This window comes from Parvibaculum indicum, from assembly GCF_011762095.1.
GTDB classification, from domain to species: Bacteria; Pseudomonadota; Alphaproteobacteria; order Parvibaculales; family Parvibaculaceae; genus Parvibaculum; species Parvibaculum indicum.
Genome location: NZ_JAASQO010000020.1, coordinates 40,753 through 58,045, shown reverse-complemented (window position 1 = coordinate 58,045; position 17,293 = coordinate 40,753). Strand labels below are relative to the sequence as shown.

Annotated in this window: 15 protein-coding genes; 6 read left to right on the top strand and 9 right to left on the bottom strand. The window is 63.2% G+C overall.

All coding sequences use genetic code 11. The features are described 5' to 3' along the window. Nucleotides 1-90: 90 nt before the first annotated feature. The 5 genes from FHS78_RS18005 to FHS78_RS17985 are packed head-to-tail and all read right to left on the bottom strand — an operon-like array spanning nt 91 to nt 5,219. Complete coding sequence (locus FHS78_RS18005; RefSeq protein WP_167095761.1) at nt 91-714, bottom strand: hypothetical protein; 624 nt, start codon at nt 712-714, stop codon at nt 91-93. 20 nt (nt 715-734) lie between these two features. Further along, a complete protein-coding gene (locus tag FHS78_RS18000) occupies nt 735-1,712 on the bottom strand; it encodes a quinone oxidoreductase family protein (RefSeq protein ID WP_167095760.1) in 978 nt (325 codons plus the stop codon). Between the two features lie 50 nt (nt 1,713-1,762). Continuing rightward, nucleotides 1,763-2,389 carry a LysE family translocator gene (locus FHS78_RS17995; RefSeq protein WP_167095759.1) on the bottom strand — a complete coding sequence of 209 codons (627 nt, stop codon included), beginning with the start codon at nt 2,387-2,389 and terminating at the stop codon, nt 1,763-1,765. Nucleotides 2,390-2,407: 18 nt separating this feature from the next. Continuing rightward, nucleotides 2,408-3,100, bottom strand: a complete 693-nt coding sequence (locus FHS78_RS17990) for a dienelactone hydrolase family protein (protein WP_167095758.1) — start codon at nt 3,098-3,100, stop codon at nt 2,408-2,410. A gap of 55 nt (nt 3,101-3,155) precedes the next feature. Then, nucleotides 3,156-5,219 carry a thioredoxin domain-containing protein gene (locus FHS78_RS17985; RefSeq protein WP_167095757.1) on the bottom strand — a complete coding sequence of 688 codons (2,064 nt, stop codon included), beginning with the start codon at nt 5,217-5,219 and terminating at the stop codon, nt 3,156-3,158. Nucleotides 5,220-5,304: 85 nt separating this feature from the next. Here FHS78_RS17985 and FHS78_RS17980 point away from each other — a divergent pair, with 85 nt between their 5' ends. From FHS78_RS17980 to FHS78_RS17955, 6 genes are all read left to right on the top strand, one after another. Next, entirely contained in the window at nt 5,305-5,598 is a 294-nt protein-coding gene (locus tag FHS78_RS17980; protein ID WP_167095756.1) for a DUF6489 family protein, read from the top strand. Nucleotides 5,599-5,627: 29 nt separating this feature from the next. Next, nucleotides 5,628-6,947 (top strand): tRNA uridine-5-carboxymethylaminomethyl(34) synthesis GTPase MnmE, encoded by a 1,320-nt coding sequence (gene mnmE, locus FHS78_RS17975; RefSeq protein WP_167095755.1) that lies wholly within the window; start codon nt 5,628-5,630, stop codon nt 6,945-6,947. 140 nt (nt 6,948-7,087) lie between these two features. Next, a complete protein-coding gene (gene mnmG / locus FHS78_RS17970; protein ID WP_167095754.1) occupies nt 7,088-8,953 on the top strand; it encodes a tRNA uridine-5-carboxymethylaminomethyl(34) synthesis enzyme MnmG in 1,866 nt (621 codons plus the stop codon). 15 nt (nt 8,954-8,968) lie between these two features. Then, on the top strand, nt 8,969-9,625 hold the full coding sequence (gene rsmG / locus FHS78_RS17965) for a 16S rRNA (guanine(527)-N(7))-methyltransferase RsmG (protein WP_167095753.1): 657 nt from the start codon (nt 8,969-8,971) through the stop codon (nt 9,623-9,625). Nucleotides 9,626-9,734: 109 nt separating this feature from the next. Further along, nucleotides 9,735-10,619: a ParA family protein gene (locus FHS78_RS17960; RefSeq protein WP_167095766.1), complete on the top strand. Its 885-nt coding sequence runs from the start codon at nt 9,735-9,737 to the stop codon at nt 10,617-10,619. A gap of 248 nt (nt 10,620-10,867) precedes the next feature. Next, nucleotides 10,868-11,776: a ParB/RepB/Spo0J family partition protein gene (locus FHS78_RS17955; RefSeq protein WP_167095752.1), complete on the top strand. Its 909-nt coding sequence runs from the start codon at nt 10,868-10,870 to the stop codon at nt 11,774-11,776. Between the two features lie 27 nt (nt 11,777-11,803). Here FHS78_RS17955 and holA read toward each other — a convergent pair whose 3' ends face one another. The 4 genes from holA to FHS78_RS17935 all read right to left on the bottom strand — a co-directional run bounded on the left by holA (nt 11,804) and on the right by FHS78_RS17935 (nt 16,727). After that, complete coding sequence (gene holA, locus FHS78_RS17950) at nt 11,804-12,832, bottom strand: DNA polymerase III subunit delta (protein ID WP_167095751.1); 1,029 nt, start codon at nt 12,830-12,832, stop codon at nt 11,804-11,806. 10 nt (nt 12,833-12,842) lie between these two features. Beyond that, complete coding sequence (locus tag FHS78_RS17945; RefSeq protein WP_167095750.1) at nt 12,843-13,364, bottom strand: hypothetical protein; 522 nt, start codon at nt 13,362-13,364, stop codon at nt 12,843-12,845. Between the two features lie 34 nt (nt 13,365-13,398). Then, nucleotides 13,399-16,014: a leucine--tRNA ligase gene (gene leuS / locus FHS78_RS17940; RefSeq protein WP_167095749.1), complete on the bottom strand. Its 2,616-nt coding sequence runs from the start codon at nt 16,012-16,014 to the stop codon at nt 13,399-13,401. 119 nt (nt 16,015-16,133) lie between these two features. Next, nucleotides 16,134-16,727 (bottom strand): DUF3576 domain-containing protein, encoded by a 594-nt coding sequence (locus tag FHS78_RS17935; RefSeq protein ID WP_246220584.1) that lies wholly within the window; start codon nt 16,725-16,727, stop codon nt 16,134-16,136. Nucleotides 16,728-17,293: the final 566 nt, after the last annotated feature.

The window sequence follows — 17,293 nt, the reverse complement described above, 5'->3', positions numbered from 1 at the left end:
GAAGGAGATGCCACTGCGCATCCTTCAAGACTCGCACGCAACCGCTCGAAAGGGAATCCCAAACCGGACTCTTTCGTTCCAATCAATCCACTAGACTTCTGGAACGACTTCCTGAATTCCTCTGATAGAACTAGAGATACCGGGTTGGCGAAATTGAGATGGCGTTGAGAAGTGCACTACTCCAACTGCAGGACGGCCATATGCGGAGAATGGCTTACCAAAATTTGCACTTGGGTTGTCATCGTAACCAAGTCTTCGCATAGCCTTTGCGCCAACTGCTACGATACTTTTCGGCTCAAATATTTCTATAAGTTTAAACAAATACTCTAAAGATAGGGTGTTAAGTGTTTTTCTTCCAACACGTTTACTTCCGTATTCTTCTCTAAAGAAACTGGTATCTGAGCTCTGCGCGTGAACGAGTGAGTTGTATCGGCCAGCACGTATAAAGAAAGACGTTGCTACTAGGGAGTAAATATTGTTCTCAGTCACAAGCTGATTTTTTTTAGGCCAATAGTATTCCTCATGGTCATACATTTCGTCTTTTGCAGGGCAATCACCGATAATTAAACATGGTATACCTTTATGAATGGGCGGGGCATGCAGGATAGAAAAGCTAGATTTTTTGCGGTGCGGTAAGTGCTGGTTGGCCAAGCAGCGGATGTCATCATAGACCTCTTCGAGACAATCTAGATCATAGTCTGACAGATACCGCATGTTTCGTTTCTCGTAACAATTCAAGGAATGAGTACCGTAGAACCCGTCGTCTTTCTGCTTTCCAGATCCCTGTGGGCCTGCACGGCGTCGGCAAGATCGTATTTCTGATTTACCTCGATCTTCACGATACCCTTCGACACGATGTCGACGAGATCGCCCGTGCGCCAGGCGATTTCTTCGGGCGTGAGCAGGTAGTGCATCATGGAAGGCCGCGTGACAAAGAGCGAGCCCTTGGCGTTCAAAAGACCGAGGTCGAAATTCTCCACCGGGCCGGATGCATTGCCGAACGAAGCGAGCAGGCCGCGCGGGGCAAGGCAGTCCAGCGAGGTTTCGAAAGTGTCTTTGCCAACGCCGTCATAGACGACGGGCAGCATCTTGCCGGCGGTGATCTCCTTCACGCGCTCGGCGACGTTTTCTTCGGAATAGTTGATGACGTGATCATAGCAATGAGCGCGGGCAAGCTCGGCCTTTGCTTCCGAGCCGACCGTGCCGATGACCGTCGCGCCCAGATGTTTTGCCCATTGGCCGACGATGAGACCGACGCCGCCCGCCGCGGCATGGAACAGGATCGTGTCGCCTCGCTGCACCGGATAGGTGGAATGAAGCAGGTAATGCGCGGTGATGCCCTTCAGCATCATGGCGGCGCCGGCTTCGTCGGCAATGTTGTCGGTGAGCTTCACCACTGTCATGGCCGGTACATTGGCAGCCTCCGCATAGGCGCCGACGGGGCCCATGCCATAGGCGACACGGTCGCCGGTCTGGATGTTATCGACACCGGGGCCAACCGCCTCCACCGTGCCGGCCGCCTCGAGCCCGATACCGGAGGGAAGTTTCAGCGGGTAGAGGCCGGAGCGGTGATAGGTGTCGATATAGTTGAGGCCGATGGCGCCATGGCGGATGGTGATCTGACCGGCGCCGGGCTCGGGCAAGTCGATCTCTTCTAGGGTCATAACCTCCGGGCCGCCCTGTTTTTCGATGCGGATGGCTTTGATTTTCATGGGACCGTTCCTGTTGGTGCGAGTTCGGGAATCCAGTTGTCATAGAGGCGTCAGCGGCGGCTGAACGCGAGGCCGAGGCCTGCGAGCGCAAGCACGGCGCCTGAAACCTTGTTGCGGATCGTCTGGGCGCGGCGCGATTTCAGCCAGGGGGCGAGTGCGCCGGCGCCGACGGCATAGGCTCCATCCGAGATGGTGCTGACGGCGATGAATGTCACGGCGAGAATGATGAGCTGCGGCGTGGCGGGTGCTGCCGGACTCACGAATTGCGGAAAGAAGGCGGCGTAGAAAGCGAGCGTCTTGGGATTGGTGACGGAGATGAGGAAACCGCGACGCAGCAGCAGGTCGATCGTCGGTCGCGATGACGGTTCTGTGTCTTCATCCATCGGATCATAGGGTGCGCGCCAGCTCTGGATCCCGAGCCAGATGAGATAGGCCGCGCCGACGAGCTTCAGAGCTACCGTCCAGGGCCCCAGCGCGGCCAGGAGAGGCGCAAGGCCCAGCACGGTCAGCACCATATGAAGCGAGAGCGCGCCGGTGGTGCCTGCCAGTCCGGTGAGAGAGGCGCGCGGGCCGAAGCGGATGCCGGTCGCGACAAGCCATGTCACCACCGGTCCGGGGATGATGCAGAGAATGAATGTGGCGGCGATGAAGCCGAGATAAAGATCGATCGGGACCATCGCCGCCTTCCTATCGGTTTAGCCGAGATGACGGCGGAAGAAGTCGAGCGTCCGGCTGTTCGCCTCGTCGGCATTCTTCTTGTCGTAATGCGCGCCGCCCACACGCGCGAAGGCGTGGTCGTTGTCCGGATAGCGGTGGATCGTCACCAGCGCATTGTCGCGCAATCCTTCGACCATCGCTTCCTGCGCTTCCGGCGGCACGAATTCGTCCTTGCCGGCGACATGCAGCATGAGCGGGGCCCTGATGCCCTTGGCCTCGTCCAGACGGTTGGCGATGTTGACGCCGTAATAACCGACCGAGGCATCGCTCGTCGTATGGCAGGCGGTGAGATAGGCAAGCAGGCCGCCAAGGCAGTAGCCCACCGCGCCGACCTTGCCGCCGGTCATCGGGCGCAGCGTGTCGATCGTCGCCTGAATGTCCCTGGTGCCCTGGTCCGGATCGAACTTGCCCATCAGATCGAAGGCCTTCTGCCATTCCGCATCTGTCTTGTCGGTGATGTCGACGCCCGGTTCGATGCGCCAGAAGAGATCCGGCGAGAGGGCGACATAGCCTTCCGAGGCGAGCCAGTCGCAAATGTCGCGCATCACCTGATTGACGCCGAAGATTTCCTGAAGGACGACGATGCCCGGGCCGGTGCCGGAGGCGGGCTTGGCGAGATAGCCGCTGAATGAGCCGTCATCTGTCTTGATCTCGATGGTTTCGCCGCTCACTTGCTGATCTCCTTGGATTGCCTGGATAGGGAGGTGGGGTTTCCTGCGCGGGACTCTAGCTCTCTGCGTTCGTTGAATCGAGGCCCGATTGGCGAGTGCTGCGCAGGTTGTCGATCAGAGCGTCGGGGTTCGTCACCGGTAATGAGCAGGTTTCGCCGACGCAGACATAGGCCGTGGGTTTGCCGCCGACCATTCCCTTGCCGGAGGCAGGATGACTCTGCGGCAAGCTGGCGTCCGGCGGCAGATGGGTGACGATGCGGTTGGGCAGGGCAAGGGCGTAGACGGCGCGGCGCAGGGGTTCGATCCCGTCGGCCTCGCCCGCCAGTACGATCTGGATGGGGTGAAGGCGGGTCTCGAAACTCGCGATATAGCTGCCCATCGGAAAGATGTTGCGCTGAAGCTCGCCCGCAAAGGCGCGGATGAGGCCGTCCGCCTTTTCGAGATACGCATTGTCGCCCGTGAGAAAAGCGAGGCGGGTGAGTACGCCCGGCAGAATGCCGTTCGCCGAGGGCGTGGCGTCGTCATAGACGGTCCGTGTACGGACGATGAGACCCGGGGCGTCGTCGGCGGTGAAGAAATATCCGCCATTCGCGGTATCCGCATAATGGGAATCCAGTTGCCGAATGAAGGTTTGCGCGGCTTCGAGGTAGCGGGGGTCGAATGTCGCCTCGTGAAGCGCCAGCGCCGCATCGGCCATGAAGGCGAGGTCGCTTGCCATAGCGAGATGCTGCAGCTTGCCGTCGCGCCAGGCGTGATGGATCCGGCCGTCGCGGGTCATGTTTTCCTCGGCGAAGCGGAAGGCGTCCGCGGCCAACGCGATCCATTCGGGCTCGTCGAAGGCAAGGCCGGTGCGGGCCAGCGCGGCGATCATCAGCCCGTTCCAGTCGGCCAGTACCTTGTCGTCGAAACCGGGGCGGATACGGGTGGCGCGGCGGGCGAGGAGTTTTTGCTTCGGGGGGGAGAGGGCGGTTTCTTCCTCCTCCGTGACGCCGGTATCGGCATGGTGGAGGCGGTTCAGGATATTGGTGCCTTCCCAATTGCCGCCGGCGGCTACGTCATAGGCCTGCTTGAAGAGGGGGGCATCGTCGCCCAGGACCTCGTCGATTTCGGTTTCGCTCCAGACATAGAACTTGCCTTCCTCCCCCTCGCTGTCGGCATCGAGGGACGCGGCGAAAGCGCCGTCGGGGAGGCGCATTTCCCGCTTGAGCCATTCCACCGTTTCGCGGACGCGGCGGGCGTAGAGCGGCTTTCCCGTTTCCTGCCAGGCGCTCGCATAGAGGTCGATGAGCTGGGCGTTGTCGTAGAGCATCTTTTCGAAATGCGGGACGAGCCAGCGCTCATCCACCGCATAGCGGGCGAAGCCGCCGCCCAGATGGTCGTAGATGCCGCCTTCGGCCATGTGATCGAGGACGCGGGTTGTTGCGGTCTCGAAAGAGTGGCCGTCAGGGGCAGGGGTGCCGCGCAGATGGGCTCGCCAGAGGAGGGAGAAGATCCCGACCTGAGGGAATTTGGGTGCGCCCTTGAGGCCGCCTTCTTCCGGGTCCATCAGCTCGGCGAATTTGCCGGCGACGATGTCCGGCACTTTTGCGGTCGGCGCGCCGGGTCTTGCGTCGGCCGATTGGGCGGCGAGAGACTTTGCTAGCGCGGCGCGGTTCTGTTCGATCTTGCCGGGCTCCTCGCGAAAGAGGCGGGCGACCTCTTCCATCACCTGGATGAAGCCCGGACGTCCGTATTTCGGTTCCTTCGGGAAATAGGTGCCGCCCCAGAAAGGTTCGCCATCCGGCGTCAGGAACATGGTAAGCGGCCAGCCGCCCTGTTCGCCGAGCATGTGGAGCGCACTCATATAGATAGTGTCGATGTCGGGCCGTTCCTCGCGGTCGACCTTGATGGGGACGAAAAGCCGGTTCATCACAGCGGCCACGTCCTCGTCCTCGAAACTCTCATGCGCCATGACATGGCACCAATGGCAGGCCGCGTAGCCGACCGAGAGGAGGATCGGCTTGCCCTCGTCGCGCGCGGCGGCGAGCGCGTCCTCTCCCCAGGGACGCCAGTGAACGGGATTGTCCTTGTGCTGCAGGAGATAGGGGCTCGTTTCCTCTGCGAGAAAATTGCGTGACATAGGGCGTTCCTGATTGTTCACTCGACGAAAGACGGTACCCCGCATGTAAGGGTTCGCCGCGCCCGCGTCGATGGATGGATGAGCCATGAAAGTAAAGATCGACCTCGATATGACGCCCGAGGAAGCGAGAACGCTGATGGGGCTGCCGGATTTGCAGCCGATGCAGGAAAGGCTGCTTGCGCAGCTCGAAAAGCAGCTCGCCAGCAATATGACCTATGTCGATCCCGAGCAGATCATGAAAGGCATCATGCCGATGGGTGCGCAGTCCATGGAGCAGTTTCAGGAACTGCTCTGGGGCATGGCGCGCAGCGCGATGGGGTCCGGTGGCAAGAACGCCAAAGACAAGACGAACAACGACAAGGACCAGAAGGGCGAGTGATTTTCGCCTTCTGACGGAGACCGGATTTCTTGGACACGATCTATGCTCTTTCGAGCGCGGCCGGACGGGCCGGCGTTGCGGTCATTCGTTTGTCCGGACCCGAAGCGGGCGGGACGCTGCAGGCGCTGACGGGACGGGCGCCGGGGGACGCGCGCAAGGCGGAGCTTCGGCGGTTGCGGCGTCCCGATGACGGCGCGCCGCTGGACAGGGCGCTGGTGCTCTTTTTCTCAGGGCCTGAAAGTTTCACCGGCGAGGATGTGGCCGAGCTGCATGTCCATGGCGGGCGGGCGGTGGTCGCCTCGGTTCTGGAGGCGCTGGCCGGAATCCCCGGATTGCGCGCCGCGCTGCCGGGGGAGTTCACCCGGCGGGCCTTCGAGAACGGCAAGCTCGACCTGACCGAGGTGGAAGGGCTCGCCGACCTCATCGACGCGGAAACGGAAGCGCAGCGGCGCCAGGCGCTGAGGCAGATGGAAGGTGCGCTGGGCCGTCTTTATGAAGACTGGCGGGCGCGGCTGATGCGGCTTCTGGCCTATGCCGAGGCGGAAATCGATTTCCCGGACGAGGAAGTGCCCGGCGATCTGCTGAAATCGCTGGGGCCCGAGGTCGAGGCGTTACGCGCCGATATTGCGATTCATTTGAAGGACGGTCATCGCGGCGAGCGCCTGCGCGAGGGGGTGGAGGTCGCGATCATGGGGCCGCCGAATGCGGGCAAATCGAGCCTTTTGAACCGGTTGGCACGGCGGGAAGCGGCGATCGTTTCGGCTGAGGCGGGGACGACGCGCGATGTGGTCGAGGTGCGTTTCGATCTCGGGGGGGTGCCGGTGACGCTGGCCGACACGGCGGGGCTGCGCGAGGCGGCCGGAGAAATCGAGGCCGAAGGGGTCCGCAGGGCGCTGGCGCGGGCCGAGGCGGCGGATCTTCGGATCGTGGTGGAAGCCTGCGACGGGAAAGGGGGGCTCACCGGCAGCTTCGCATTGGCGCGGGAGGGGGACCTGAAACTCCTCAACAAGGTCGATCTGGGAGCGCCCGACAATGTCGATGCGATCATGGTTTCGGTCATGAATGGGGAAGGTTTGGGCGAGGTAGAACAGAAGCTGAGCGAGATTGTGTCTGAGCTCGCTTCGCTGAGTGAGAATCCGGTTGTCACGCGCGCCCGGCACCGTGAGGGGCTGGAGGAATGCCTGGCCTCGCTGGAGCGGGTCGGGGAGGGCCTGAGGGCGGGCCGGGAGACCGAGTTGATCACCGAGGATTTGCGGCTCGCCGCCCGGGCGCTGGGCCGGATCACCGGTCGGGTCGATGTCGAGGATCTGCTGGATATCGTTTTCCGGGATTTCTGCATCGGGAAGTGACGGGAGGCGATGTTTCACGTGAAACAGAGTCGGCGGTTTCCGCTCTCCGTGCCTCATCCATTGACCTGCGGACAATCTTGAGTCTATCTCTCGGGCAATGAGCGGCGGCGGTTCCGCCGGATATTTCTGTCAGAAAGCCCATGTCCCATCATTTCGACGTCATCGTGATTGGCGGCGGCCATGCCGGTTGCGAGGCGGCCTCGGCCGCGGCGCGGGCCGGCGCGCGAACCGCGCTCATCACCCACAAGGTTTCGACAATCGGCGAGATGTCCTGCAACCCGGCAATCGGCGGGCTGGGGAAGGGCCATCTGGTGCGGGAGATCGATGCGCTGGACGGGCTGATGGGCCGTGTGGCCGATGCGGCGGGCATTCAGTTCCGGTTGCTGAACCGGCGGAAAGGACCGGCGGTGCGCGGACCGCGCGCGCAGGCGGATCGCAAGCTCTACCGCGAGGCGATGCAGGACGCGATCCTGAACCACCCGAACCTCGAAGTGATCGAGGGCGGGGTGGACGATCTGCTCGTCAGGCATGGCCGCGTCTCCGGGGTGAAGACCGAGGACGGGCGCGAATTCGGGGCCGGGCGCGTGGTGCTGACCACGGGCACTTTCTTGCGCGGCATGATCCATCTCGGCGAAAAGCGGATTCCCGCGGGCCGGGTCGGCGAAGCGCCGGCACTAGGGCTTTCGGAACGGCTATACGGGCTCGGATTCCGGCTAGGGCGCCTCAAGACGGGAACCCCGCCGCGCCTCGATGGCGGCACGATCGACTGGGGGGCGGTGGAGATGCAGCCCGGAGACGAGCCGCCGGTCGCCTTTTCTTTTCTGACGGACGCGATCACGACGCCGCAGATCGAATGCGGGATCACGCGGACGACCGAGGCGGGGCACCGGATCATCGAGGAGAACCTGCATCAGTCGCCGGTCTATTCCGGGCAGATCGAGGGGGTGGGGCCGCGCTATTGCCCGTCCATCGAGGACAAGGTGGTGCGCTTCCGCGAGCGCGACAGCCATCAGATCTTCCTGGAGCCGGAAGGGCTCGACGATGACACGGTTTATCCCAACGGGATTTCCACCGCGCTGCCGGAAGAGGTCCAGCTCGCTTTTCTGAAGACCATTCCGGGCCTGGAGAACGCCACGATGCGGCGGGCGGGCTATGCCATCGAATACGATTATATCGATCCGCGCGAGCTGCAGGCGACGCTGGAGACAAAGAAACTGCCGGGGCTCTATCTGGCCGGGCAGATCAACGGGACGACGGGTTATGAAGAGGCGGGCGCGCAGGGGCTGATCGCCGGGCTCAATGCCGCGCTGGCGGAGAAGGGGGACGATCCGCTGATCCTCGACCGGGCCCAGGGCTATATGGGCGTGCTGGTGGACGATCTCATCACGCGGGGCGTGTCGGAACCCTATCGGATGTTCACTTCCCGGGCCGAATACCGTCTGACGCTTCGCGCCGACAATGCCGACCAGCGCCTGACGCCGCTCGGGATCGGCTGCGGCGTCGTGGGCGATGCGCGGGCGCGACGGTTCCGGGAGAAGGCTGTGGCGCTGGAGGAGGCGGGGACGCTGTGCCGCTCGCTTCGTCTGTCGCCCAATGAGCTGAACAAGCGCGGCTTCAGGATCAACCAGGACGGCGTGGTGCGGGACGTGTTCGACCTGCTCGCCTATCCGGATATCGACATGGCGCGGCTGATGGGTGTCTGGTCGGAGCTAGGCTCCCTGGAATCCCATATTTCGGAGCAGGTTGAGATCGAAGCACAATATGCAGGGTATTTGGAGCGGCAGGAGGCGGATATTCGCGCCTTCCGGAAGGATGAAGGCATGAGCCTTCCGCTCGACCTCGACTATGATGCCATTCATGGCCTGTCCAATGAGGCCAAGGTCAAGCTGGCCTCCGCGCGTCCCGCCACGCTGGGGCAGGCGGCCCGGATCGACGGCATGACGCCCGCGGCGCTGACCAGTGTGATGATTCACGTGAAACAAAACACACAATCGCGCAGCGCTTGAGGGGTATGATCGGGTATGCCCCAAAATCTGGTACAAGTCGTTGATGCGGAATCCTTTTCGGCCACGACCCATGTTTCACGTGAAACAATGGAGCGACTCGCGCAATACGAGTCCTTGCTGATCAAGTGGCAGCGCTCCATCAATCTGGTGGCCAAATCCACGCTGGATAGCCTTTGGCAGCGGCATATGCTGGATTCCGCCCAGCTTGCCGATCTCGCACCGGAAACCGCGCGTTGCTGGGTCGATCTGGGCAGCGGGGGCGGGTTTCCGGGGCTGGTGGTGGCCATTCTTCTGCGGGACCGCCCGGGATTCGAGATGCATCTGGTGGAAAGCGACCAGCGCAAAGGCATTTTCATGCGCGAGGTCATCCGGGCGACCGGCGCACCAGCGGAAGTCCATACGCAGCGGATAGAAGCCTTTGCCCGGGAGACCGAGCTGACCCCCGAGGTTGTGTCGGCCAGGGCGCTGGCGCCGCTGGACCGTATTATAGAGTGGGCGCACCTGCTTTTCGGGCCGGAGACGATGGGGCTGTTTTTGAAGGGGCAGGGCCTCGAAGACGAATTGACCTCGGCGCGTAAAGGTTGGATATTTGAAAAAACCGTCATACCCAGCCTGTCGGACCCCAGCGGCTCGGTGCTGCAGCTAAGAGGCCTCCATGGTGCAGATCGATGAAGATCGGATGGAAGATATTCCGTCTGCGGACAGCTCCACCCACAATATGCCGTCCGAGCAGTCAGGCGATGACGACAAGCCTGTGGCCCATGAAGATGCGCCGACGCTGATGAGCCATACCGGGTCGGACCGCGCGGTTGTTCCGTCCACGGACCGTCCCCGGGTGCTGGTGATCGCCAATCAGAAGGGCGGCGTAGGGAAGACCACGACGGCCATCAATCTCGGGACCGCGCTCGCCGCGGTCGGCGAGCGGGTGCTGGTAGTCGATCTCGATCCGCAGGGCAATGCGAGTACCGGGCTCGGTATCGGGCGCGGCGAGCGCAAGGTTTCCTCCTACGAGCTGCTGATCGGCTCGGCGCTTGCGGAAGATTCCATCGTGCCGACCAAGGTGCCGGGGCTCGACATCATTCCCTCGACCATGGACCTGCTGGGTGCCGAACTCGAACTGGCGACCGTGCAGCGCCGTTCGCACCGGTTGCGCGACGCCTTGCTGCGCATGCCGCGCCACGGAAAGGTGCGCGAGGGAAGCGACGCGGAGATGAAAAGCACGTCGCGTCCCTACTCTTATATATTGGTGGATTGCCCGCCCTCGCTGAACCTGCTCACCATCAACGCAATGGTCGCGGCCGACGCGGTGCTGGTGCCGCTGCAATGCGAGTTCTTCGCGCTGGAAGGGCTCAGCCAGTTGTTGCGGACGGTGGAGCGGGTGAAGACCAGCCTCAATCCCCGGCTCGAAATCCAGGGCGTCATCCTGACCATGTTCGACCAGCGCAACAAGCTGTCGGAGCAGGTGCAGGCGGATGTCCGCAGCTATCTCGGCGAGAAGGTCTACCGCACGGTGATTCCGCGCAATGTCCGGATTTCCGAAGCGCCTTCCTATGGCAAGCCGGCGCTGGTGTACGACCATCGCTGCGCGGGCAGCAAGGCCTATATGAAGCTTGCCGCGGAGATGATCCAGCGTGAGCGAATTTTGCGGAAGAATGCGGCGGCATAGCCGAATCTCCGTGTGCGGACAACAGGTCCGCGAGGAATTTTAAAGTCGGATCTGAAGACTCTTAACAAAACACTACAAGTCTCTGATCCGGCTTTCGAATCCGGTCATACCGGGTAGTGATGCATGTTTTCGGACCATAATCCGGCGCGATATTCCGCGGTTTATGGTCAATCGTTCCGGCCATACCGCATATGGCATCGGGCCCCGCGCAAGGAAGACTCGCGGCGGCATTGGAGAGGGAAGACGAGATGGCTGAAGAAGCACCGAGCAGGCTTGGACGCGGTCTGGCCGCCCTGATCGGCGACGATACCGCTTATGCGCTGGGCGATGCCGAGGCGCCGAAGCCGACCGGCATTCGCGAAGTGCCGATCACCGCGCTGCGCGCCAACCCGTATCAGCCGCGTCATCGTTTCCGCGAGGAAGATCTGGCCGATCTTTCGAACTCGATCCGCGAGAAGGGCATATTGCAGCCCATCGTGGTGCGGACGCTGTCCGGGCAATCCGACGCCTTCGAGATCGTGGCGGGCGAACGCCGCTGGCGTGCCGCGCAGCGCGCGCAGCTTCATCAGGTGCCGGTCATCGTCAAGGAACTGACGGATGCCGAGTCCCTCGAAATCGCGATCATCGAGAACGTGCAGCGCGCCGACCTCAACGCGGTGGAAGAAGCGGCGGGCTATGAGCGGCTGATGGCGGAGTTCGACTATACGCAGGACACGCTGTCCAAGCTGATCGGCAAGAGCCGCAGCCATGTCGCCAATACGCTGCGCCTTCTTTCGCTGCCCAAGCCCGTTCTCGGGCTGGTGGAGGAAGGCAAGCTCACCGCCGGGCATGCCCGCACGCTGATCGGCCAGGCGGATGCGCCGAGACTTGCGCAGGAAATCGTGAGCAAGGGGCTGAGCGTGCGCGAGGCGGAAAACCTGACGCGCAAGCCGGATACCGCGAAAAGCGGCAAGTCGTCCGGCTCGTCGGCCCGAGTGCAGAAGGACGCCGATACGGCGGCGCTCGAGCGCAGCGTCTCCGAACATCTCGGACTGGCGGTGGAGATCATTCACAAGGGCGACAAGGGCGGCGACGTGAAGATTTCCTACAAGACGCTGGAGCAGCTCGACGAGGTTTGCCGGCGGCTGGCCGGGCACAAGCCCCAGCCCATGGGTTGAGAGGGCGCCGCGCCGGTCTTTTGCCGGTCAGCGCCTGCCCGCGCGGGCGCCCTGTGCGATGCGCAGCAGGGTCTGGCCGCAGACCGAAACGTCGGGTTGGCCGGTCGTCTTGCACAGATTTTCCGCATCCAGCGCCAGTTCCAGGGCGCGGTCGAGCCGTTTGCGCGACCAGAGCTGAAGCTGGCGCTGAACGGTTCCCTGACGGCTGAAATGGACCGGCGGGCGCATGGATTTGAGCGCCGCGGACCGGTCGCCGCCTTTTTCCACCCGCGCCAGCGCCAGGTGAAGCTGCTGCAGGTGGCGAGTGAGGGCGTTCAATATGGCAACCGAATTGACATCCGCCGCACGGGCGCGCGCCAGCGCCGTGTCCAGTGCGCCGATATCGCCCGAAGTCGCGGCGTCGACCAGATCGTCGAGGCTCGAAGCGGCGTTGTCGCCGATACAGGCGCGCGCTTCTTCCAGCGTCACGTCGGATCCGCCGCTCATATAGAGGACGAGTTTCTCCAGTTCGTTGCGCGTGATGCCCCGGTCCGCCCCCAGATGGCTCATCAGATAGTCGAGGGCGGCGGGTTCCGGCCGCAGCCCCTCGCGCGAAAGCGTATCCCGGATGAAGGTTTCGAGCGCGCGCGCATCGTCGGCGTAACAGGGCAGGGCGGCGGCGTTTTCCGCCGCTTCGAAAAGTTTCCGCAGGCTTGATCGCGGTCCCAGTTCGCCGGCTTCGACAAGCACGAGCGCATCGCCCGCGGGATGGGACAGAAAACTCTCGACCGTCTTGGTCAGGCTGTCGCCGGCGCCGCGCACCCGGATGACGCGCCGGCCGCCCAGCATCGAGATCGCGGCGGCCTCGTCGGACAGGCGGGCCGGATCCTGCCGGAGATCCTGGTCGGTCAGATCGCAGAGGCGGAAAGGGTCGGAGAGGTCTTCCACCACGGAGGCGGTGAGCTTCTTCGTCCGCTCACGGATCAATCCGCTATCCGGTCCGTAGATCAGAACGGCCCGGATTGCCTCGCCCGGCCCGGCGGCAAAACGGTCTGCTTCTGCCGGTCTGATCTTCAAGGATCCCGTCCTATTCCGCCGTTTCCCGTTTCGCCGTCTTGTGGCCGTCGAAATAGATGCCGAGCTGCAGCTTGATGTCTTCGGCCACCATTTCGGTGCTGCGCTGCAGGCCGTCTTCCGATGCGACGATATTGGCGAATTCGGAATCCACGCGGTTATAGGAGGTCCGCGAGCGGGCGATGGAGCGATAGAGCGGCTTGTCCTCGTCCAGCCGGGCCAGCGTGAAACTCACCAGGAGCACGATGTTCTTGCGCGTGACCGAGGCATCCTGCTGGATCGCCACGTCTTCCTCATAGGTGCGCGGCGAGAGCTTCACCACATATTCGGGTGTGGCGGCGGGCGTACCGGCGGCGCGCAGATTGTCGATCAGCGTGTATTTCAGATCGCGGCCGAGCCGGGTATCGGGCGCTTCGACCGCTACATTGGCGAGGCTTGCGCCCAAATCGCCGTCGCGCGTGGCGTAAAGCGGGCTGAAGCCACAGGCGGCAAGCCCGGGGGCCAGGCCGAGAAGCAGCAGCACCAGAAACGGCATCGCCCTTGTCAATCCGCGCTTGCGCGCCGGCAATTCAGTTGGCGACGATATTGACGATCTTGCCCGGTACCACGATGACTTTCCGCACCGTCTTTCCATCGATCGCCCTTTCCACTTTCTCAAGTGCGAGCGCGGCGCGCTCCACGTCTTCCTTTGCGGCATCGCGTGCCACGGTCAGCTCGTCGCGCCGCTTGCCGTTCACCTGTACCGCCACCGTTACGCGATCATCTACCAGCAATGCCGGATCGGCAACCGGCCAGGGCGTTTCCACGATCAGCCCGTCGTGGCCGAGCGCCGACCAGCACTCCTCGGCGAGATGCGGCATCATGGGCGCGGTGCAGAGCACCATGAACTCCAGCGCTTCGCGCCTTGCCCATTTCCCGGCATCGTTCTGCGCCTTGAAGCCCGAAATCGCATTGGCGAGTTCGTAGATGCGGGCGACCGCGCGGTTGAAGCGCAGATGCTCGATATCCTCAGTGATCGAGGCGAGCGCCTGATGGGCCGCGCGGTGCAGCGCCAGGGCCTCGTCGTCGAGGTCCGGCATGGGGCTGCCGGCCGGGCACAGCTCGTCGACGCCTTCCGAGGCCAGGCGCCAGAAGCGCTGGGTGAAGCGCCATGCGCCCTCCGCGCCGGCATCCGTCCACTGGACGTCGCGCTCGGGCGGGCTGTCGGACAGCATGAACCAGCGCGCGGTATCGGCGCCGTACTGGTCGATGATGTCGGTGGGGTCGACGGTATTCTTCTTCGACTTCGACATTTTCTCGACCGAGCCGATCGAGACCGGCGCGCCGGTTTCGGCGTGTTTCGCGATCCGCTTGCCGTCGACATTGTCGAGGACGACCTCGGAGGGCGCGACCCATTTGCCGTCGGCGTCGCGATAGGTCTCGTGGTTCACCATGCCTTGCGTGAAGAGGCCGGCGAAGGGCTCGGCAAGGTCGAGATGTCCGGCCTTCTGCATGGCGCGGGTGAAGAAGCGCGAATAGAGAAGATGCAGGATCGCGTGCTCGATGCCGCCGATATACTGGTCCACCGGCAGCCAGTGTTCCGCCGCGGCCTTGTCCACCGGGCCGTCCGCATGCGGAGAGGTGAAGCGGGCGAAATACCAGGAGCTGTCGACGAAGGTGTCGAAGGTGTCCGTCTCGCGGCGCGCGGGCTTGCCGCAGGCGGGGCAATCGACATGCTTCCAGGTCGGATGACGGTCGAGCGGGTTGCCCGGCACGTCGAAGGTGACGTCGTCGGGCAGCGTTACCGGCAATCGGTCCTTCGGGACGGGCAGGGTGCCGCACTCGTCGCAGTGGATGACGGGAATGGGGCAGCCCCAATAGCGCTGGCGGGAGACGCCCCAGTCGCGCAGGCGGTAGTTCACCGTGCCTTCGCCGATTTTCAGGCCTTCGAGCTTTTCAATGGCCGCGTGCTTGGCGGCGGCGACATCGAGGCCGTTCAGGAAGTCGGAATTGACGGCCACGCCGTCGCCGGTGAAGGCCTCGTCCGCCTTGGCGGCGAAATCGGCAAGCCAGCTTTCCAGCTCGGCGCCGGTCTTGTCCTTCGGCGCGACCACGGGAATGACCGGCAGGCCGTATTTGCGGGCGAAATCGAGGTCGCGCTGGTCATGCGCGGGGCAGGCGAAGATGGCGCCCGTGCCATATTCCATCAGCACGAAATTGGCGACATAGACGGGAAGCGTGCGTCCCTCGATGAAGGGATGGCGCGCGGTGAGCCCGGTATCGAAGCCCATCTTCTCGGCCGTCTCGATGGCTTCTTCCGAGGTGCCCAGCCGGTCGCATTCGCGGATGAAGGCTTGCAGCTCTTCATTGTCCGCGGCGAGTTTCTGCGCCAGCGGGTGATGCGGGGAAACGGCGCAGAAGGAAGCGCCGTAAAGCGTGTCGGGCCGCGTGGTGAAGATTTCGAGCGCTTCGTCCGGCGCGTCCGCAAGGCCCTCGATGGGGAAGAAGACGCGGGCGCCTTCCGATTTGCCGATCCAGTTCTTCTGCATCAGCCGGACTTTTTCGGGCCAGCGATCGAGCGTTTCCAGCCCCGCGAGCAGGTCTTCGGCAAAATCGGTGATGGTCAGGAACCATTGCACGAGCTCGCGGCGTTCGACAGGCGCGCCGGAACGCCAGCCGCGTCCGTCGATCACCTGCTCGTTGGCCAGCACGGTATTGTCGACCGGGTCCCAGTTCACCGTACTCTTCTTGCGGGTCACGAGGCCCGCGTCGAGCAGGTCGAGGAAGAGCGCCTGCTGGCGGCCGTAATATTCGGGGTCGCAGGTCGCGAACTCGCGCTCCCAGTCGATGGCGAGGCCGATCGCCTTCAGCTGTTCGCGCATGGCCGCGATATTGGCGTAGGTCCATTCCTTGGGATGGACGCCCTTTTCGATGGCGGCGTTTTCGGCCGGCATGCCGAAGGCGTCCCAGCCCATGGGGTGCAGGACGTTGAAGCCGCGGGCCCGGCGATAGCGGGCGATCACATCGCCCATGGTGTAGTTGCGGACATGCCCCATATGGATGCGCCCCGACGGGTAGGGGAACATCTCCAGCACATAGTATTTCGGCTTGTCCGCGCTATCGGCTTCGGTGCGGAAGGCGGCCTTTTCGGCCCAGGCCTTCTGCCATTTGGGTTCGCTGGTGCGGGGATTGTAGCGGCTGGACATTGACGGAAATCGATTGCTGGTCGGATTTTGGGGAAAAGGGGCTCAGAAAGCGGACCGCCCGCCCGGCGGAACCGGGCGGGCGGGGAAGGTATAGCTTGCCGCGCGGTGCGGGAAAAGGATCAGTTGTTCTGGTTTTCCACCGAACGCATCCGCAGTTCGCGGGCGCGGACCAGAATGGCGTTTTCGATTTGGGTGGCCGTCGCCTGATCGACGGGCGTATCGACCCAGCCACCGTCCTCGTCCTTTTTCTGACGGAAGACGGCTACTTTCACGCCGTCGGCGCGCAGGCGCTTGTCGAGAATATAGGTGGTGACCTTGAAGCGTTCGCCCTGGGCCTTGGGATCCTGGTACCAGTCGGTGATGATGACGCCGCCAAAGGGGTCGGCAGAGGCCAGCGGCATGAAGCTCAACGTGTCGAGCGAGGCGCGCCAGAGATAGGAGTTCACGCCGATGCCGCCGCCGGTATCGTTGCCGCTTCCGCCGCCGCCGAAGATGTTGAGGCCGCCCTCGCCGAAAATCGTCTCGCGATCGCCGGCTTCCGGCGCAGGATTGCTGGGCCCGGAGCGGCCCGCGGTGTCCGGATATTGCCGCTCGCCGCCGCTGAAAACGCCGCATGCGGTCAGGCCGGTCGAGACAGTGAGCAGCAAGGCCGCGGCCATTGCAAAGCGGATGACATGGCGCAGTTTTCCGCCCGTTGCGGAATTTCTACGCATCGCGCGTCGTTCAACGGTCTTGGTCATGAGTTCCGGCAAGCCTCTTGTTTGCGCCCCCCGGGCCGTCGGTGCGGCCGGTGCCGTGATTATATGTCCGCCGCCTTCGGCCTCGGACCCGTTCCTTGCGCCCGCAAGCGCCCTGTTCGCCGTTGCGGGCGGGCCTTTATAGCGAGACATGGCGGTTCTCCGCAATCGCGCAGCAGCTTAAGTTTGCGAAATGACGCGGTGCGAGGCGCCGCGGGATGCGTTACGCGCGCGCCACAGCCGGGACTGTTTTTCGATGCGCGACGGAGCTTCCGGTTTTCTCTTCTCCTCATGCAGCGCGCATGTGCCGAGATTTGAGGCAGACTGCCTGGGCAGACCGCCTACATGTTGCGCAATAACCACATGCCATGACGCTTTCTTGACGGTCGACGCTGCGAACGGCGCGACTGATTCGCGCTGAAAAATGCGCGTCCGACGCAAAACATCCTTGTGGCACAAGCGGTTTGGGCATGGCGACGGCCCTTCTTCGTTAACGGTTCGTTAACCACCTCGAGGCCGCTTGTGCTGTTTCGGCAACATCT